The organism is Actinosynnema pretiosum, assembly GCF_024171695.1.
In the GTDB taxonomy this organism is placed as follows: domain Bacteria; phylum Actinomycetota; class Actinomycetes; order Mycobacteriales; family Pseudonocardiaceae; genus Actinosynnema; species Actinosynnema pretiosum.
In genome coordinates, this window is the sequence record NZ_JAMTCF010000002.1 from 72,464 (window position 1) to 87,762 (window position 15,299).

The following is a 15,299-nucleotide window of genomic DNA, read 5'->3' on the forward strand; positions in this document are numbered from 1 at the left end:
GAGGGTTGACGAGGTGATCTGGCTCACCTACTTTGGCTTGAACCGATTCAACCAGAGGGGTGAGGTCGATGTCACGACTGGCTCGCCGGGCGGGCGTTCCGCTCACTGCGGCGCTGCTGTTATCCGCGGCGCTCGCGGGGTGCGGCGGCGGCGCCTCGGACGACGGGTCGGTGACGCTCCGGTTCGTCTGGTGGGGCAACGAGGACCGGGCCAAGGTGACCAACCAGGCCGTCGAGGAGTTCCAGCGCCGCAACCCCGGCATCAAGGTCGAGACCGAGTACAGCGGGTACGACGCGTACTTCCAGAAGCTCTCCACCCAGGTCGCGGGCGGCGCGGGACCCGACCTGCTCCAGCTCGACCGGGCCACCGTCGGCGAGTACGCCGGGCGCGGGGTGCTGGCCGACCTCACCGAGCACGTCGGCGGCCACATCAAGACCGACGACATCCCCGACACCCTCCTCGCGGGCGGCGAGGTCGGCGGCAAGCAGCACGCCATCCCGGCGGGCCAGACCACCCAGATGCTCGTGTTCGACCCCGCGCCGTTCACCGCCGCGGGCGCCACCGTGCCCAGCGCGCCCGGCGAGAAGTGGACCTGGGCCCAGTTCGCCGAGGCCATGAACAAGGTCGGCGCGGCGGGCTCGGTCGCGGGCACCACCGACTTCGGCTGGGCCGTCGACTGGTTCGAGGTGTGGCTGCACCAGAACGGCGAGGCGCTCTACACCGGTGACGGCAAGCTCGGCTTCGACGCGGCCAAGCTCACCGAGTACTGGACGATGGTCTCCGCGCTGCGGCCCGGCAAGGGCGCCACCGCCCCCGAGGTCACCACCAAGATGGACGGCTCCGTGCAGAACTCCGGCATGGTGACCAAGCAGTCCGCCTCGGAGATCGGCTACGACTCCTCCCTCACCGGCTACTTCACCTCCTACGGGCCGACCGTGCGCACCGCGCCGCTGCCCAGCGACACCGCCGAGTCCGGCATGGCCGCGCTGCCGCCGGTGCTGTTCGGGGTGTCCCAGCGCTCCAAGCACAAGGACGCCGCGGCGAAGCTGCTCGACTTCCTGGTGAACGACCCCGACGCGGGCAAGGTGCTCGGCGCCTCGCGCGGCGTGCCGCCGAACTCGAAGGTGCGCGAGCAGGTGTGCGCCGCCGCCGTCGACGCGAACAAGCTGGTGTGCGACCACGAGAGCGCGCAGGAGGACAAGATCGGGCCCTCGTTCGGCCCGTGGCCCACCGGTTCCGCCGCGATCAAGCGGGACTTCCAGCGCACCTACGACGACGTCATCTTCAACCGGGTCGGGATCGCCGAGGCCGCCGAGCGCGTCGTGCGCGACGCCGAGCAGGCGCTGGGCTCCTGACGGCCGTGGCGGACACCGCGCTCGCCCGCCCGTCCCGCGCGCAGGCCCCACCGCCGCGCGCGCGACGGGCCCGCGCGGGGCAGGGGATCGCCTACCTGTTCCTGTCGCCGTGGATCGCCGGGGCCGCGCTGCTGACCATCGGGCCGATGGCGGCGTCGCTGTACCTGTCGTTCACCGACTACAACCTGTTCGACCCGCCCGAGTGGGTCGGCCTGGACAACTACACCACCATGTTCACCGGCGACCAGCGCTTCTGGCACGCGGCGGGCGTCACCACCCGGTACGTGCTGCTGTCGGTGCCGCTCAAGCTCGGCCTCGCGCTGGCGGTTGCCCTGCTGCTCAACCGGTCCCGGCGCGGCGTCGGGCTGTACCGGTCGGCGTTCTACGCGCCGTCGCTGCTGGGCGCGAGCGTGAGCGTCGCCCTGGTGTGGCGGGCGATGTTCTCCACCGGCGGCACGGTCGACGAGGCGCTGTCCGCGATCGGGCTGGACCTCGGCGGGTGGGTCGACCAGCCGCAGTACGCGCTCTACACGCTGGTCGCGCTGGCGGCCTGGCAGTTCGGCGCGCCGATGGTGATCTTCCTGGCCGGGCTGAAGCAGGTGCCGCGCGAGCTGCACGAGGCCGCCGCCATCGACGGGGCCGGACCGCTGCGGCGGTTCACCTCCATCACGGTCCCGATGCTCACGCCGGTGATCCTGTTCAACCTGGTGCTGGAGGTCATCAACGCGTTCCAGGCGTTCACCGGGGCGTTCGTGGTCAGCAGCGGGCGCGGCGGGCCGAGCGACTCGACGCTGCTGTACCCGCTGTACCTGTACCAGCGCGGGTTCACCGACTTCCGGATGGGCTACGCGTCCGCGATGGCGTGGGTGCTGCTGGCCGTGGTCGCGGTGATCACCGCGCTGGTGTTCCGCAGCGCCCGCCGCTGGGTGTTCTACGCCGGGGAGGAGGGCCGGTGACGGCGCGGAAGGTGGTGTGGCACGGGATCGTCCTGGCCGCGCTGGTGCTGCTGCTGTACCCGGTGGTGTGGTTGGTGGGCACCTCGTTCAAGCCCGCCGAGGAGGTGCTGTCGACGCTGTCCCCGCTGGGGGACAACCCGACCACCGACAACTACGCGCAGGTCTTCGACGGGGTCGGCGAGTTCGGCGTGTGGCACTACTTCGGCAACTCGCTGCTGGTCTCGCTCGGCGCGGTGGTCGGCAACGTGGTGTCGTGCGCGCTCGCCGCCTACGCCTTCGGGCGCCTGCACTTCCGGGGCCGGGGGCCGATGTTCGGGTTCATGATGATCACGATCATGCTGCCGCACCACGTGGTGCTGATCCCGCAGTACGTGATCTTCCAGCAGCTCGACGTGGTCAACACGTTCTGGCCGCTGGTGCTGCCCAAGTTCCTGGCCACCGACGCGTTCTTCGTGTTCCTGATGGTGCAGTTCATCCGCACCCTGCCGCGCGAGCTGGACGAGGCCGCCACGCTCGACGGCTGCGGTCCCGCCGGGGTGTTCCGGCACGTGGTGCTGCCGCTGCTGCGACCGGCGCTCATCACCACGGCGATCTTCTCGTTCATCTGGTCCTGGAACGACTTCTTCAGCCAGCTGATCTACCTCAACGACGCGGAGAGGTTCACCCTCCCGCTGGCGCTCCAGCTGTTCATCGACCAGGCGACCCAGTCGGCGTTCGGGCCGATGTTCGCCATGTCGGTGCTCGCGCTGCTGCCCATCGGGCTGTTCTTCCTGGCGTTCCAGCGGTTCCTGGTCGAGGGCGTGGCGACGTCGGGGCTGAAGGGGTGACGCGCCGCGCGGAGGCGGTCCCGTCGCGGGTGGCGCGGTCGGCCCGGCTGGCGCTGCTGGCCGAGGTGCTGCTGGTGGGCGTGCTGGTCTGCCTGGCCGCGCTGCCGGTGGTGACCGCGCTGGCCTCGGCGGGCGCGGGCGCGCGGGCGCTGCGCGGGCTGGTGGTGGGCGGTCGCACGCCCACCGCGCGCGGGTTCGCCGCCGACCTGGTGGCGGGCCTGCGCGACCCGCTCGCCCTGGCCCTGCCGCCGCTGCTGGTGGTGGTCGGGGCGCTGGACGTGCTGGCGCTGCTGGGCGGGCTGCCCGGCGGCGCGGTGCTGGGCCCGGCCATCGGCCTCGCGCTGGTCGCGGTCGTCGTGGTGCTGCTGCGCTGCGCCGCGCTGTGGGAGCCGGGCGCGCGCTGGTCCGCGCTGCTCGCGTCCCCGCCGACCGGGCCGGTGGGCGGCGCGGCGGTCGCGTGCGCGCTCGTCGTGGTCGTGCTGGTGGTGCTGCAAGCACCCGGTTTCGCCGTCGTGGCGCCGGGGCTGCTCGTGTTCGCGTCGGTCGCGGTGGTCGGCCGGTGACCCGTGTGGAGGTTCGACGGTGCGACGGATCTGCTTCCTGCTGCGCGTGCGGCCCGACCGCCTGGCCGAGTACCGCGAGCGGCACCGCGAGGTGTGGCCGGAGATGCGGGCGGCGCTGAGCGAGACAGGGTGGGGCAACTACACCCTGTTCCTCGCGGACGACGGCCTCCTGGTCGGCTACCTGGAGACCCCCGACTGGGACGCCGCGCAGGCCGGGATGCGGGACCGCGAGGTCAACGCCCGCTGGCAGGCCGAGATGGCCGAGTACTTCACCGCGCTCGACGGCCGCGACCCCGACGAGGCGATGGCCCCGCTGACCGAGGTGTTCCACCTGGACTGACCGCGCGCCCCCGCGACCGCCCCGCTCGGCCGTGCGAGCGCCGGTCGTCCCGGTGCGGGCGGCTAGGATGCGCACACGCGCAGGCAGGGAGGACACCGTTGGGGGCAGCGGTCAGCATCCGCGACGTCGCCGCGCGCGCCCGCGTGTCCGTCGGCACCGTCTCCAACGTGCTCAACCGCCCCGAGCTGGTGGCCGCCGCCACCAGGGAGCGCGTCCTGGGCGCCATCACCGAGCTGGGCTTCGTCCGCAACGACGCCGCCAGGCAGCTGCGCTCCGGCACCCCGCGCGCGCTCGGCCTGATGGTCCTGGACGTGGCGAACCCGTTCTTCACCGACGTGGCCAGCGGCGTGGAGGACACCGCCAGCGAGGCCGGGCACGCGGTGATCCTGTGCAACAGCGCCGAATCCGCCCAGCGCGAGGCCAGGCACGTCGAGCTGCTGGCCGAGCAGCGCGTGCACGGCGTCCTGATCACCCCGGTGGACGCCGACCTCACCGCCGTGCGCAAGCTGCGCGCCCGAGGCCTGTCCGTGGTGCTGCTCGACCACCCCACCGACGACCCCGACCTGTGCTCGGTGGCCGTTGACGACCGCGCGGGCGGCGACCTGGCCGTCACGCACCTGCTCGCCGAGGGGCACGAGCGGATCGCCATGGTCAACGGACCGGCCCGCCTGCACCAGACCGGGCAGCGGCTGCGCGGCGCCCGCGACGCCGTGGCGCGCGCGGGGAAGCCGGAGGGCGCGCTGGAGGAGATCCCGGTGACCGCGCTGAACGTCGCCTCCGGCCAGCGCGCGGCCGAGCAGATCCTGACCCGCGCCGAGCGGCCGGACGCGGTGTTCTGCGCCAACGACCTGCTCGCGCTCGGCCTGCTCCAGGTGCTCCTGCGCGCCGGGCTGCGCGTCCCCGAGGACATCGCGGTGGTCGGCTACGACGACATCGACTTCGCCGCCGCCGCCGCCGTGCCGCTCACCTCGGTCCGCCAGCCCCGCACGCTCATCGGGCGCAAGGCGGCCGAGCTGGTGATCGCCGAGAGCACCGGGCCGCGCGACCACGAGCACGAGCACGTGCTGTTCGCGCCGGAGCTGGTGGTCCGGGAGTCCAGCAGGCGCACCCGCTGACCGCCTGCGGCGGTCACGGTTCGCAGCGGCGGATGCCCTGCTCGGCGCGCGCGATCTCGTCGGCCCGCCCGACGCCCTCGGCCAGCACCAGCGCGTCCCGGTGGTGCTCCAGCGCGCGCGGCACGTCGCCCAGCGCGTGGTGCAGCTCCCCGAGCGCGTTGAGCACCTCGGTCTGCAGGCTCCGGTCGTTGTGCTCCACCGCCAGCGCCAGCGCCCGCTCCAGGTGCTCGCGGGCCTGCGCCCGCTGCCCGAGCCGCACGTGCAGCAGCCCCAGGTCGTTGTGCGTGAACCCGCGCAGGTTGTGGTCGTCCGCGCTCCGCGCCACGTCCAGCGCCTCCAGGTAGTGCTCCAGCGCGTGCGGGTAGTCGGCCATGCGCTGGTAGAGGCTGCCCAGGTTGTGGTGCACGGTGCCGCGCGCGAACCGGTCGCCGGTCTCCTCCGCGTAGGCCAGCACCCGCTCGTAGTGCGCCAGCGCCTCGGCGTGCCGACCGGTGCGCTCGTGGATGATGCCGATGTTGTTCAGCGCCGCGTGCTCCAGCCTGCGGTCGCCCAGCCGCCCGGCCAGCGCCGCCGCGTCCTGGTTGTAGGCGAGCGCCCGGTCGTAGTCGCCGAGCCAGCGGTGCACCGCGCCCAGGTGCCGCAGCGCGTTCGACCTGGCCTCGCCGGTGTGCGCCCGCTCCAGCGCGCGGCCGTGCACCGCCAGCGCGTCGGCGAAGTGCGCGCCCACCACGAAGTAGCGGTGCAGCGACGTGGACAGCCTGCCGGTCTGCTCGGGCGTGCCGCGCGCGGCCAGCGCGACCAGGTTGTGCCGCTCGGCGTCCAGCCACGCCAGCGCCTCCGGGTAGCCGAACCCCGACGGCGCGCCGCCACCGGCGGGCCGGTGCAGCCGCTCGTACGGCGCCACCACGTCCATCGCCGACGCCACCCGCCCGAGGAGGTGCTCGACCAGCCGCTCCAGCGCCGCGTCGACCGCTGCGGGGCCGTCGTTCGCCGCCGCGAGGTCCGCCGCGTACGCGCGCACCAGGTCGTGCGTGCGGAACCGCCCCTCCGGCGAGCGGTGCGCGAAGTGCACCCGCCCCAGCACCGCCAGCGCCCGCTCCGCCCCGGCCAGGTCGCCGCCGGTGAGCGCCGCGACGGCCGCCGCGTCCAGGTCGGGGCAGTGGCACGCGCCCAGCAGCCGCAGCGCGCGCGCCGCGTCGGCGGGCAGGTCCCGGTAGGACCAGGAGAACGTGGAGCGCAGCCCGGTGTCGTCCAGCTCCAGCGCGTCCAGCGGGCTCGACGCGGAACGCCCCAGCTCCCGCGCCAGCTCGCGCAGCGGCAGGTCCGGCTCGGTCGACGCGCGCGCCGCGACCAGGCCCAGCGCCAGCGGCAGCCCGGCGCAGGTCCGCACCACCGCGTCCACCGCCTCCGGCTCGGCAGCCACCCGCTCCGCGCCCAGGTGGCGGCCCAGCAGGTCGCGGGACGCCTCGGGCCCGAGCACGCCCACGTGCAGCGACCGCGCGCCGTGCGTGGTCACCAGTCCGGGGAGCTTGTGCCTGCTGGTCACCAGCACGGTCGCCGACGCGCCGCCGGGCACCAGCGGTTCCACCTGCGCCAGGTCGCGGGCGTTGTCCAGCACCACCAGCACCCGCAGGCCCGCCACCAGGCTGCGGTACAGCCCCACCTGCGCGCCGAGGTCGGTGGGGAACGACGGCGCGCGCACGCCCAGCGCGTCGAGGAACCCGCGCAGCGCGACCCCCGGCGCGACCGGCGCGCCACCGGGGTCGAACCCGCGCAGGTCCACGTACAGCTGCCCGTCCGGGAAGCGGTCCAGGTTCCGGTGCGCCCAGTGCAGCGCCAGCCACGTCTTGCCGGTCCCGCCCGCGCCGCCCAGCGCCACCACCGGCAGCGAGCCGGGGTCGGCCACCGCCGCGTCCAGCTCGGCCAGCTCGCCGGAGCGCCCGGTGAACAACCGGCCGGGCGCGGCGGGCAGCTGCCGGGGCACCGGGCGGTCGACGAGCGGGCGCTGGACCTGCCTGCGGGCCTCGTGGAGGCTCTCCGCCACCCGGAACCACGCCTCGCCCCACAGCGACTGCTCCGCGGGCGTCGCGCCCAGCGCGATCACCACCCGGTCCAGCACGTCGGCGGGCGCGAGGGTGCTGCCGGTGACGTAGGTGTGCATGGTCGACTTCGGCACGCCCACCTGCGCGGCCAGCTCGGCCAGGCTCACCTTGGCCTTGCCGCTGCCCCGCGCGGCCCTGCCCCGCAGCAGCTCCAGCTCGCGCGAGAGGTCGGAGAGGGTGCGCACCAGGGAGGGGGAGACCCCGCCGTTCCGACGCGGTGCGCCCGTCATGCCACCTCCAGCGCGATGCGTCCGGACAAGTCCAGGATTGTCCAGCACTCACCGTGACGGTGGCAACGCGCTGCGTTCCCCCGTCGGGGTGGATGGTGGACGGCGCGTTCGGGAGCGGCGCGGCCGGGTCCCGGCATCGCGGCTGGTCGTGGGCGTCCGCCGGAAGCACGTCCTGCGGCGTCCCGCGCCCGAGGACCGCTGCCCCGCGCACCGACCGCCCGCGACCGGGCCGAGCTGATCCGGTGGGGGGAAACCCGCTCCCTAACGAGTGGAACCCACCCCACCGGCTTGGCCGCGCGCCGCCCCGGCTGATTGCGTTCCGGGCTGATCGCGGTCCGCGCGAAGAGGACCGACGGCCACCCGAGGGAAGGTTCCAGACCCATGCCGCAGCCGTTCCAGTTGCCGGAGTTCTACATGCCGTACCCGGCGCGGCTGAACCCCAACCTGGAGCAGGCCCGCGCGCACAGCAAGGCCTGGGCGCGGTCCATGGACATGATCGACGTCCCGCAGCACGGCACGGTCATCTGGGACGAGTCCGACCTCGACTCGCACGACTACGCGCTGCTCTGCTCCTACACCCACCCGGACGCGACCGCCGCCGACCTGGACCTGGTCACCGACTGGTACGTGTGGGTCTTCTACTTCGACGACCACTTCCTGGAGCTGTACAAGCGCAACCCCGACATGGCCGGGGCCAAGGCCTACCTCAACCGCCTCCCGCTGTTCATGCCGGTCGACGGGAACATCACCGAGGAGCCGACGAACCCGGTCGAGAAGGGCCTCGCCGACCTGTGGGCCCGCACCACCCCGGCGCACACCACCGACTGGCGCCGCAGGTTCGCCGACAACACCAAGCACCTGCTGGACGAGTCGCTGTGGGAGCTCGCGAACATCTCCGAGGGCAGGCTCTCCAACCCGATCGAGTACGTCGAGATGCGCCGCAAGGTCGGCGGCGCGCCCTGGTCGGCGAACCTGGTCGAGCACGTCACCGGCATGGAGGTGCCCGCCGCGATCGCGCTCTCCCGGCCGCTGGGCGTCCTGCGCGACACCTTCTCCGACGCCGTCCACCTGCGCAACGACCTGTTCTCCTACGAGCGCGAGGTCCAGGACGAGGGCGAGCTGAGCAACGGCGTGCTCGTGCTGGAGAAGTTCCTCGACGTCGACACCCAGTCCGCCGCCGAGGCCGTCAACGACCTGCTCACCTCGCGGCTGCACCAGTTCGAGCACACCGCGCTGGTCGAGGTGCCGCCGCTGCTGGACGAGCACGGCGTCGACCCGCTGGGCAGGCTCGCGGTGCTGGCGTACGTGAAGGGCCTCCAGGACTGGCAGTCCGGCGGCCACGAGTGGCACATGCGCTCCAGCCGGTACATGAACGAGGGCGCGGTCACCTCCGGGCACCCGCTGCTCGGCGGACCGACCGGGCTCGGCACCTCCGAGCTGCGCTCGATCATGGCGACCCTTCCGCAGCGGGCGCGCTCGTACAGCCACCGGCCGTTCGCCGAGGTGCCCCCGCGCGGCAGGCCCGACATGCGCCTGCCGTACCCGCTGAAGCTGAGCCCGCACTGGAAGTCCGCGCTGGAGCACAACGTCGAGTGGGTCGGCCGGATGGGCGTCTACGACGACGCGCCCGGCGTGTGGACCGAGCAGAAGGTGCGCGACTACGACTTCGCGCTGTGCTCCGCCGGGCTCGACCCGGACGCCACCGCCGAGGCGCTGGAGCTGTCGGTGGACTGGCTGGCGTTCGGCACCTACGGCGACGACTACTACCCGTACCTCTTCGGCCGCACGCCGAGCATGGCCGCGCCAAAGGCGCTGACCGAGCGGCTCAAGCAGCTGATGACCGTGAAGGGCCCGGCGCCCGTCACCCCGGCCGTGCCGCTGGAGCGGATGCTGGCCGACCTGTGGGCCCGCACCACCGCGCCGATGGACACCGCCGCCAAGGCGACCATGCGCGCCGCCGTGTCCCGGATGCTCGACGCCTGGCTGTGGGAGCTGCAGAACCAGCAGCTCAACCGCATCCCCGACCCGGTCGACTACGTCGAGATGCGCCGGGACACCTTCGGGTCCGACCTGACCAAGAGCCTGGCCCGCTTCGCGCACGGCGACCGGGTGCCGCCGGAGGTCTACCGGACGCGGACCCTGCAGAACCTGGAGAACTCGGCCGCCGACTACGGGTGGATGGTCAACGACCTGTACTCGCACCGCAAGGAGGTGCAGTACGAGGGCGAGGTGCACAACCTCGTGGTGGTGGTGCAGAACTTCCTGGACTGCGACCTGGACCGGGCGTTCCAGGTCGTGGAGCGGTTGCAGGAGGCCAGGGTGCGGCAGTTCGAGCACGTGCTGGAGGTGGAGATGCCGCAGATGTTCGAGGACCTCGACCTGGACGACGCGGCCCGGCGCGCGCTGCTGGACTACGGGGACGAGCTGAAGGACTGGATGGCCGGGATCGTGAACTGGCACGAGAACTGCGTGCGGTACCACGACGAGGACCTCGTGCGGCACTTCGGCGCGGCGGGCGGCCCGGTGGGTCGCGCGACCGGTGGTGCGGCGGGTTCCGGGGCGCTGCCCGCGCTGGGCGGTCCGACGGGGCTGGGCACGTCGGCCGCGCGGGTGCTGGCCAGGGTCCGCTAGAGCGCCGCGAAGGCCCCGCGCGCCGCCTCCCCCAGGGCGGTGCTCGGGGCCTTCCGCGTCGTTGGCGCTCTACGTTGCCGGTGCTCTACGTTGCCGGTGCTCCGCGCCCTCAGCGCTCGGAGTTCCAGCCGTCCTCGCCCAGCCGGGCCGAGGCCAGCAGCAGGCCCGCCACGCTCCCCGCGTGCCGGACCTCCCCGGACAGCACCATCCCCAGCGCCCGGTCGAACGGCACCCAGCTCAGCTCCAGGTCGGCCTCCCCGCCCTCCAGGCTGGTGGCCCCGATGGACAGGCCGGTGGCCAGGAACAGGTGGTCGACGTGGTTGGTGAAGCTGTCGGCCCCGTTCACCCGTCCCAGCTCGGTCCAGCCGGTCGCGGTTATCCCGGTCTCCTCCACCAGCTCGCGCTCCGCCGCCGCGCGCGGACCGGCGTCGCGGCCCTCGATCGCCCCGGACGGCAGGCGCCACTGCCTGCTGCCGTGCGTGTAGATCCACTGGCGGGTCAGCGCGACGAGCCGGTCCCGGTCCAGCGCGACCACGCTCACCGCGCCGGGCGAGCGCACGTGGTGGTAGGTGTCGGGGACTCCGTCCGGCCGGACCACCGCGTCCTGGCGGACCTCGAACCACGGGGTGACGCGCACGGTGCTCGTGCCCAGCGTGCGCCACTCGGGAAGTCGTCCGGGTTCCATGCCGCCATCCAACACGGCCCGCCGCCGGGCTCCTCCGCACCGCGCGGGCGCCCGCCCGGACCACTCGAATGCCCGGCCCCGCGGTCGCGTGCAGCGACCGCGGGGCCGGAACCGCCTCGAAGGGGGCAACGGATCAGAGGGACAGCAGGGTGGACAGGACGATGATCACGTGCGGTTCCATGTCGGGCTCCTCGCGGTCGTTCCGTGATTCCTGGTCGTCCACCGGTGGTGGACCAAGAATCCGGCACCCGCAGGGCCGCTGAACAGGGGTTTCCCGTCCCCTGCGCGGGGGGAAACGGGAAACCCGCCCCGACCTGGGCGGAAGGGGGCGGGGTCAGTCGTCGTCGTCCTGCAGGGCGGCGGTGATCTCCACGTGCAGGTCGCGCGACGGGCGGTGGGAGTGCCTGCGCTGGACCATCCAGGCCAGGTTGCGCAGCTGGCTGCGGACGGTGGCCGAGCCGAGGGCGCGCGCCGTCTCCAGCGAGTCCAGCGCCACCTCGTGCATCCGGTCCAGGTCGCCCGCCGCCTCGTGGGCCAGCGCCAGGCGCACGCCGTACAGGGCGCGGGCGCGGCGGGCCTCGGGGGAGGCGCCCGCCAGGCCGCGCTCCAGCAGCTCGGCGGCCTCGGCGGGGCGGCCCAGGTCGTAGAGGCACCAGCCGGTGACCACCGCGTCCAGGTCGGTCACCGTGGACGAGCCGACCACCGGACCGCCGCGTGCCGGGGGGATGACCAGGCCGGTCGCGGCCGGGGTGACCAGGGCGGCCTGCACGAGCGCGCCCTCGGGCGGGGCCGCCTCCGGTAACGCGGCCTCGGCCAGCAGCACCGCCGCGCGCTCCAGCGCCGCCCGGCACCGGGCCTCCTCGCCCAGCTGCGCGTACCCCTGCGCCAGCCGGTGCTCGGCCAGCCCGCGCACCCGCGCCGTCGCGTGCGGGTCGGCCAGCGCCCGCTCGGCCAGCGCGATGGTCTGCTGCGCCGCGCCCGCGTACATGGCCAGCTCGGCCCGCCGGACCAGCGCGTACGCCGCCAACCCCGGATCGCCCGCCAGCTCGGCCAGCGCCGCCGACTCCAGCGTCAGCGCCACCGCCTCCTCGCGCCGCCCGGCCTCCTGCGCCATCCAGCCCGCGTACTCCACGAACCGCGCCGTCATCAGCGCCACCTGGCGCCTGGTCCCCGGCTCCCCGGCGGCGGCGAGCAGGTCGCGCAGCGAGACCAGCGCCCCGTGCAGCATCGGCTGCACCAGCCGGGGCGACACGCGCTTGCCCAGGTCGCGGATGTTGTCGAACTGGAGCCGCATCCCCTGCGCGACCACCGGGTCCTCGGCCGCCGCCTCCAGCTCGCTGCGCCTCGCCCTCGGCAGCGGCGGGGCCTCCTGGCGCGGGGCGGGCACGGCCTGGCGCGGGTGGCCCACCGGCGCGGCCGGGGCCAGCCTGCTCAGCTCGCCACCGGCGGACAGCACCGCGTCCGCCTGCCTGGCCAGCTGCGGGGTCGGCGCCTTCGCCCCGGTCTCGATCTTGCTCAGGTGGCCCTTGCTGTAGTTCAGCGCCTTCGCCATCGCCTGCAGGGACAACCCGGCGGCGTTGCGGCGCCTGCGCAGTTCGATGCCGAACACCTCGTGCCGCGTCATGGGGACGGCCTCCTCGCCGGGTGCGCTGGGTGGGCGCGCTGGTGGGCGCGACGTTTCCTGTTGCCCACTGTGGCGGAGAACGGCAACTCCTGTCGCCGCACATGGCGGAAGACGACCCTGGAGATCGGAAGGTCACCGAGTCGAGGAGGGGTTCCGATGCGTTCCACGATCTCTTTGCTGGTCTGCATGGTCGCGCAGCTCGTCGTGGTGGTGCTGGTGGTGGTGGGGGAGCAGCCGAACGGCTTCCTGGCCGCGCTGGTGACCGCCGTGTTCGCCGAGACGCTGCCCGACCTGTGGAGCCGCGCGGCGAAGCTGCGCAAGCGGATCGCGGCCGAGCGGCGGACAGCGGTCGCCCCGCGCGGGCGCCGGACCGTCGAGCGCGAGCGGTGGGGGATGGCCGAGCGGGGCGGCGCGCGCGGCGAGCGCGACTACTGGGAGAAGGCCAAGGCGGAGAAGGCGCGCCAGGGCGAGGCCGGTAAGAGGCCGGGGCGCGCCCCCGACGGGAAGCGGGTGCGCCCCGGTCCCGGCGCGGGGCGCGGACCGGGGCGGATCAGCGGCGGCGCGAAGAAGCGGCGCGGCGCGGGGCGCGGGCCCGGTCGGAGCGGCCCGCGCCCCGGCGGCTCACACCACCCGCGCCGCCGCCACCGGGCGCTCGGTCACCGGGTACACGCCTGACGACGCGGTGTTCACGCTCCACCGGTACCGGGTGAACTCGCCCGTCCGGTCCGACGCGTAGAACATCATGTGCCCGAACCCGGCGCCCTCGGTCTGGTTCGCCGCGTTGAAGATCCGGCTGTCCGGGAACGCCGCGTAGTGCCCCACGCCGTACTGGCCGTGGGGCTCCGACGTGCAGTCCACGATCTCCACCGCGTACTGCGTCTCGCCGGGGAAGTTCAGCTTCGGGCTCGGCGCCTCGTACGCGCCCCTGACCTCGCGCACCATCACGATGTGCCCGGTGTTGGTGTCCTGGTCGTTGCGGTAGTCGATCGCGACCAGGTCGCCCGGCCGCAGGTCCGCCACCCGCCGCACCCGCTCGAAGTGCGGGACGCCGCCCCGCGCGAACACCTCGCGGTAGTCGCGGGCGAACGGGCTGGCCACGCCGAAGTGCGAGGTGAAGAACCGCTGCGTCGCCCAGCGGTGCGAGCGCCGCAGCACCGCGGTCTGGAACGACGCGCACTGGCTGCGGTTCACCCAGGTCGCCGCGTCCGCCGGGTCGCCCCACCGCACCACGTTGCGCTGGCTGGGGTCCTTGTAGACGTTGTTCGCCAGCGGGCAGGTCGGCAGCGACAGGTGGCCGACCAGGTTCTCGGCCTCCAGCAGGTGCGGGGTCGGTGTCCTGGGCGGACGCGCCCGGTAGGGCTCGTCCGCGACCGGCCTCGGGGCCGTCGCGACCCCCGAGCGCGATCTGCGTGGCAAGTCCATTCGCGTCCTCCACTTCGGGTTCGGGCCCGGACACCGTAGACGACCGTGACCGCGACCACGCCGCCAGCGCACCGGTCGGGCGCGGACCGGACGCGCTGCCACGCGTTCGGGTGCACGACCGGGCACTCGGGTGGGGGAGTACCCGTGATCGTCCTGGACGATGCACGGGTGTCGCGGCGAACGCGCAGGTCACCGGCGCGCGGTCGCGGCGGGTTCGGGGGACGGCCCGGCGCGGCCACCCGGTCCCACGTGACGGAATGCTCACGGGTCGGGTCCTCCCGGCGCACTAGGCTCGCCTGCCGGGAACCGAGGAGGGCGTGGATGCGGGACTGGCTGGGCGTGGCCGCCGACGTGGCCGAGGAGCTGCGGGGCGACGCCGCTGAGCGGGACCGGCGCGGGGAGGACCCCGTCGCCGAGGTCGCCGCGCTGAAGGACTCCGGGCTGCTGACCGTCGCCGACTGGGACGTCCAGCGCGCGGTCGTGCGGGTCGTCGGGGCCGCCGACGCCAACGTCGGGCACCTGCTCGGCTACCACTACCTCCAGGTGTGGCGGGGCGGGCTGTTCCTGGACCGGGACGCCGCCGCCGCGCGCTCCGCCGAGCTGCACGGGCTGAACCTGTTCTGGGCGGGCATCAGCAACCCGCTCGACGCGGCGCTGGAGCTCACCCCCGTCGACGGCGGGTACCTGCTCAACGGCCGCAAGACCTTCGCCACCGGAGCGGCCGTCGCCGACCGGCTCGTGGTCAGCGCGACCCGCGCCGACACCGGCGAGAAGCTCACCTTCACCCTCGACGCGAAGGCCGATGGCGTCGCCCGCGCGGGCGAGTGGGACAACATGGGCCAGCGGCTCACCGCCAGCGGCGGGGTCCAGCTCACCGACGTGCACGTGCCCGACGACCAGGTGCTCGGCCCGGCCGACGGGACCAGCCCCCGGCTGTCGCTGGCCGCCATCGGGTTCCAGGAGGCGCTCTCCCAGCTGCACGTGGCCATCGCCGAGGGCGCGCTCGCCGAAGCCGCCCGGTACACCCGCGAGACCACCCGGCCCTGGTTCCTCAGCGGCGTCGACTCGGCCGCCGAGGACCCGTACACCCTGCAGACCTACGGCGAGCTGGTCGCCGACGTCCAGGCCGCAGGCCTGCTCGCCGACCGGGCCTCCGCGCTGCTGCGCGACGCCTCCGAGGCCGGGACCGCGCTCACCGCGGAGCAGCGCGCCGAGACCGCCGCCGCGATCTCCTCGGCCAAGGTCGTCAGCACCAGGGTCGTCAACCACACCACCGCGAAGGTGTTCGAGCTGTGCGGGGCCCGCGCCACCGCGAGCAAGTACGCCTTCGACCGGTTCTGGCGCAACGCCCGCACCATCACCCTGCACGACCCGGTCGCCTACAAGGCCCGCGAGGTCGGCGCGCACTTCCTCACCGGCCAGCACGCGCCGTTCACCGGGTACAGCTAG

Annotated in this window: 13 protein-coding genes; 9 read left to right on the forward strand and 4 right to left on the reverse strand. The window is 74.1% G+C overall.

Annotation, left to right across the window (positions count from 1 at the left end):
• The first annotated feature begins 68 nt into the window (after window positions 1-68).
• The 6 genes from LV78_RS03600 (at window position 69) to LV78_RS03625 (ending at window position 5,156) form a co-directional block, all read left to right on the forward strand.
• On the forward strand, window positions 69-1,355 hold the full coding sequence (locus LV78_RS03600; RefSeq protein ID WP_253843302.1) for an ABC transporter substrate-binding protein: 1,287 nt from the start codon (window positions 69-71) through the stop codon (window positions 1,353-1,355).
• Window positions 1,356-1,360: 5 nt separating this feature from the next.
• Window positions 1,361-2,311, forward strand: a complete 951-nt coding sequence (locus LV78_RS03605) for a carbohydrate ABC transporter permease (protein WP_253843303.1) — start codon at window positions 1,361-1,363, stop codon at window positions 2,309-2,311.
• A complete protein-coding gene (locus tag LV78_RS03610; RefSeq protein ID WP_253843304.1) occupies window positions 2,308-3,138 on the forward strand; it encodes a carbohydrate ABC transporter permease in 831 nt (276 codons plus the stop codon). Before LV78_RS03605 ends, LV78_RS03610 begins: the two co-directional genes overlap by 4 nt.
• Window positions 3,135-3,701, forward strand: a complete 567-nt coding sequence (locus LV78_RS03615; protein WP_253843305.1) for a hypothetical protein — start codon at window positions 3,135-3,137, stop codon at window positions 3,699-3,701. The genes LV78_RS03610 and LV78_RS03615 overlap by 4 nt, the downstream gene beginning before the upstream one ends.
• A gap of 19 nt (window positions 3,702-3,720) precedes the next feature.
• A complete protein-coding gene (locus tag LV78_RS03620; protein WP_253843306.1) occupies window positions 3,721-4,041 on the forward strand; it encodes an L-rhamnose mutarotase in 321 nt (106 codons plus the stop codon).
• 98 nt (window positions 4,042-4,139) lie between these two features.
• Window positions 4,140-5,156 carry a LacI family DNA-binding transcriptional regulator gene (locus LV78_RS03625; protein ID WP_253843307.1) on the forward strand — a complete coding sequence of 339 codons (1,017 nt, stop codon included), beginning with the start codon at window positions 4,140-4,142 and terminating at the stop codon, window positions 5,154-5,156.
• Window positions 5,157-5,169: 13 nt separating this feature from the next.
• Here LV78_RS03625 and LV78_RS03630 read toward each other — a convergent pair whose 3' ends face one another.
• On the reverse strand, window positions 5,170-7,488 hold the full coding sequence (locus tag LV78_RS03630; RefSeq protein ID WP_253843308.1) for an ATP-binding protein: 2,319 nt from the start codon (window positions 7,486-7,488) through the stop codon (window positions 5,170-5,172).
• A 381-nt stretch (window positions 7,489-7,869) separates the two neighbouring features.
• On the opposite strand from LV78_RS03630, the gene LV78_RS03635 reads away from it, so the two are divergent.
• Entirely contained in the window at window positions 7,870-10,119 is a 2,250-nt protein-coding gene (locus LV78_RS03635; protein ID WP_253843309.1) for a terpene synthase family protein, read from the forward strand.
• Window positions 10,120-10,228: 109 nt separating this feature from the next.
• Here LV78_RS03635 and LV78_RS03640 read toward each other — a convergent pair whose 3' ends face one another.
• Both LV78_RS03640 and LV78_RS03645 read right to left on the reverse strand, forming a co-directional pair.
• Entirely contained in the window at window positions 10,229-10,804 is a 576-nt protein-coding gene (locus LV78_RS03640) for an NUDIX domain-containing protein (protein ID WP_253843310.1), read from the reverse strand.
• Between the two features lie 334 nt (window positions 10,805-11,138).
• Window positions 11,139-12,428 (reverse strand): helix-turn-helix domain-containing protein, encoded by a 1,290-nt coding sequence (locus LV78_RS03645; protein WP_253843311.1) that lies wholly within the window; start codon window positions 12,426-12,428, stop codon window positions 11,139-11,141.
• A gap of 156 nt (window positions 12,429-12,584) precedes the next feature.
• On the opposite strand from LV78_RS03645, the gene LV78_RS03650 reads away from it, so the two are divergent.
• Window positions 12,585-13,103: a hypothetical protein gene (locus tag LV78_RS03650; protein ID WP_253843312.1), complete on the forward strand. Its 519-nt coding sequence runs from the start codon at window positions 12,585-12,587 to the stop codon at window positions 13,101-13,103.
• Here LV78_RS03650 and LV78_RS03655 read toward each other — a convergent pair.
• Window positions 13,050-13,850, reverse strand: a complete 801-nt coding sequence (locus LV78_RS03655) for a hypothetical protein (RefSeq protein WP_253843313.1) — start codon at window positions 13,848-13,850, stop codon at window positions 13,050-13,052. The two genes, LV78_RS03650 and LV78_RS03655, sit on opposite strands and share 54 nt — an antisense overlap.
• A 321-nt stretch (window positions 13,851-14,171) precedes the next feature.
• Here LV78_RS03655 and LV78_RS03660 point away from each other — a divergent pair, with 321 nt between their 5' ends.
• Window positions 14,172-15,299, forward strand: a complete 1,128-nt coding sequence (locus LV78_RS03660) for an acyl-CoA dehydrogenase family protein (RefSeq protein ID WP_253843314.1) — start codon at window positions 14,172-14,174, stop codon at window positions 15,297-15,299.

Coding starts and splice junctions, on each gene's coding strand:
- LV78_RS03600 (WP_253843302.1), top strand. CDS start 69: ATGTCACGACTGGCTCGCCGGGCGGGCGTTCCGCTCACTGCGGCGCTG.
- LV78_RS03630 (WP_253843308.1), bottom strand. CDS start 7,488: ATGACGGGCGCACCGCGTCGGAACGGCGGGGTCTCCCCCTCCCTGGTG.
- LV78_RS03635 (WP_253843309.1), top strand. CDS start 7,870: ATGCCGCAGCCGTTCCAGTTGCCGGAGTTCTACATGCCGTACCCGGCG.
- LV78_RS03640 (WP_253843310.1), bottom strand. CDS start 10,804: ATGGAACCCGGACGACTTCCCGAGTGGCGCACGCTGGGCACGAGCACC.
- LV78_RS03645 (WP_253843311.1), bottom strand. CDS start 12,428: ATGACGCGGCACGAGGTGTTCGGCATCGAACTGCGCAGGCGCCGCAAC.
- LV78_RS03650 (WP_253843312.1), top strand. CDS start 12,585: ATGCGTTCCACGATCTCTTTGCTGGTCTGCATGGTCGCGCAGCTCGTC.
- LV78_RS03655 (WP_253843313.1), bottom strand. CDS start 13,850: ATGGACTTGCCACGCAGATCGCGCTCGGGGGTCGCGACGGCCCCGAGG.
- LV78_RS03660 (WP_253843314.1), top strand. CDS start 14,172: ATGCGGGACTGGCTGGGCGTGGCCGCCGACGTGGCCGAGGAGCTGCGG.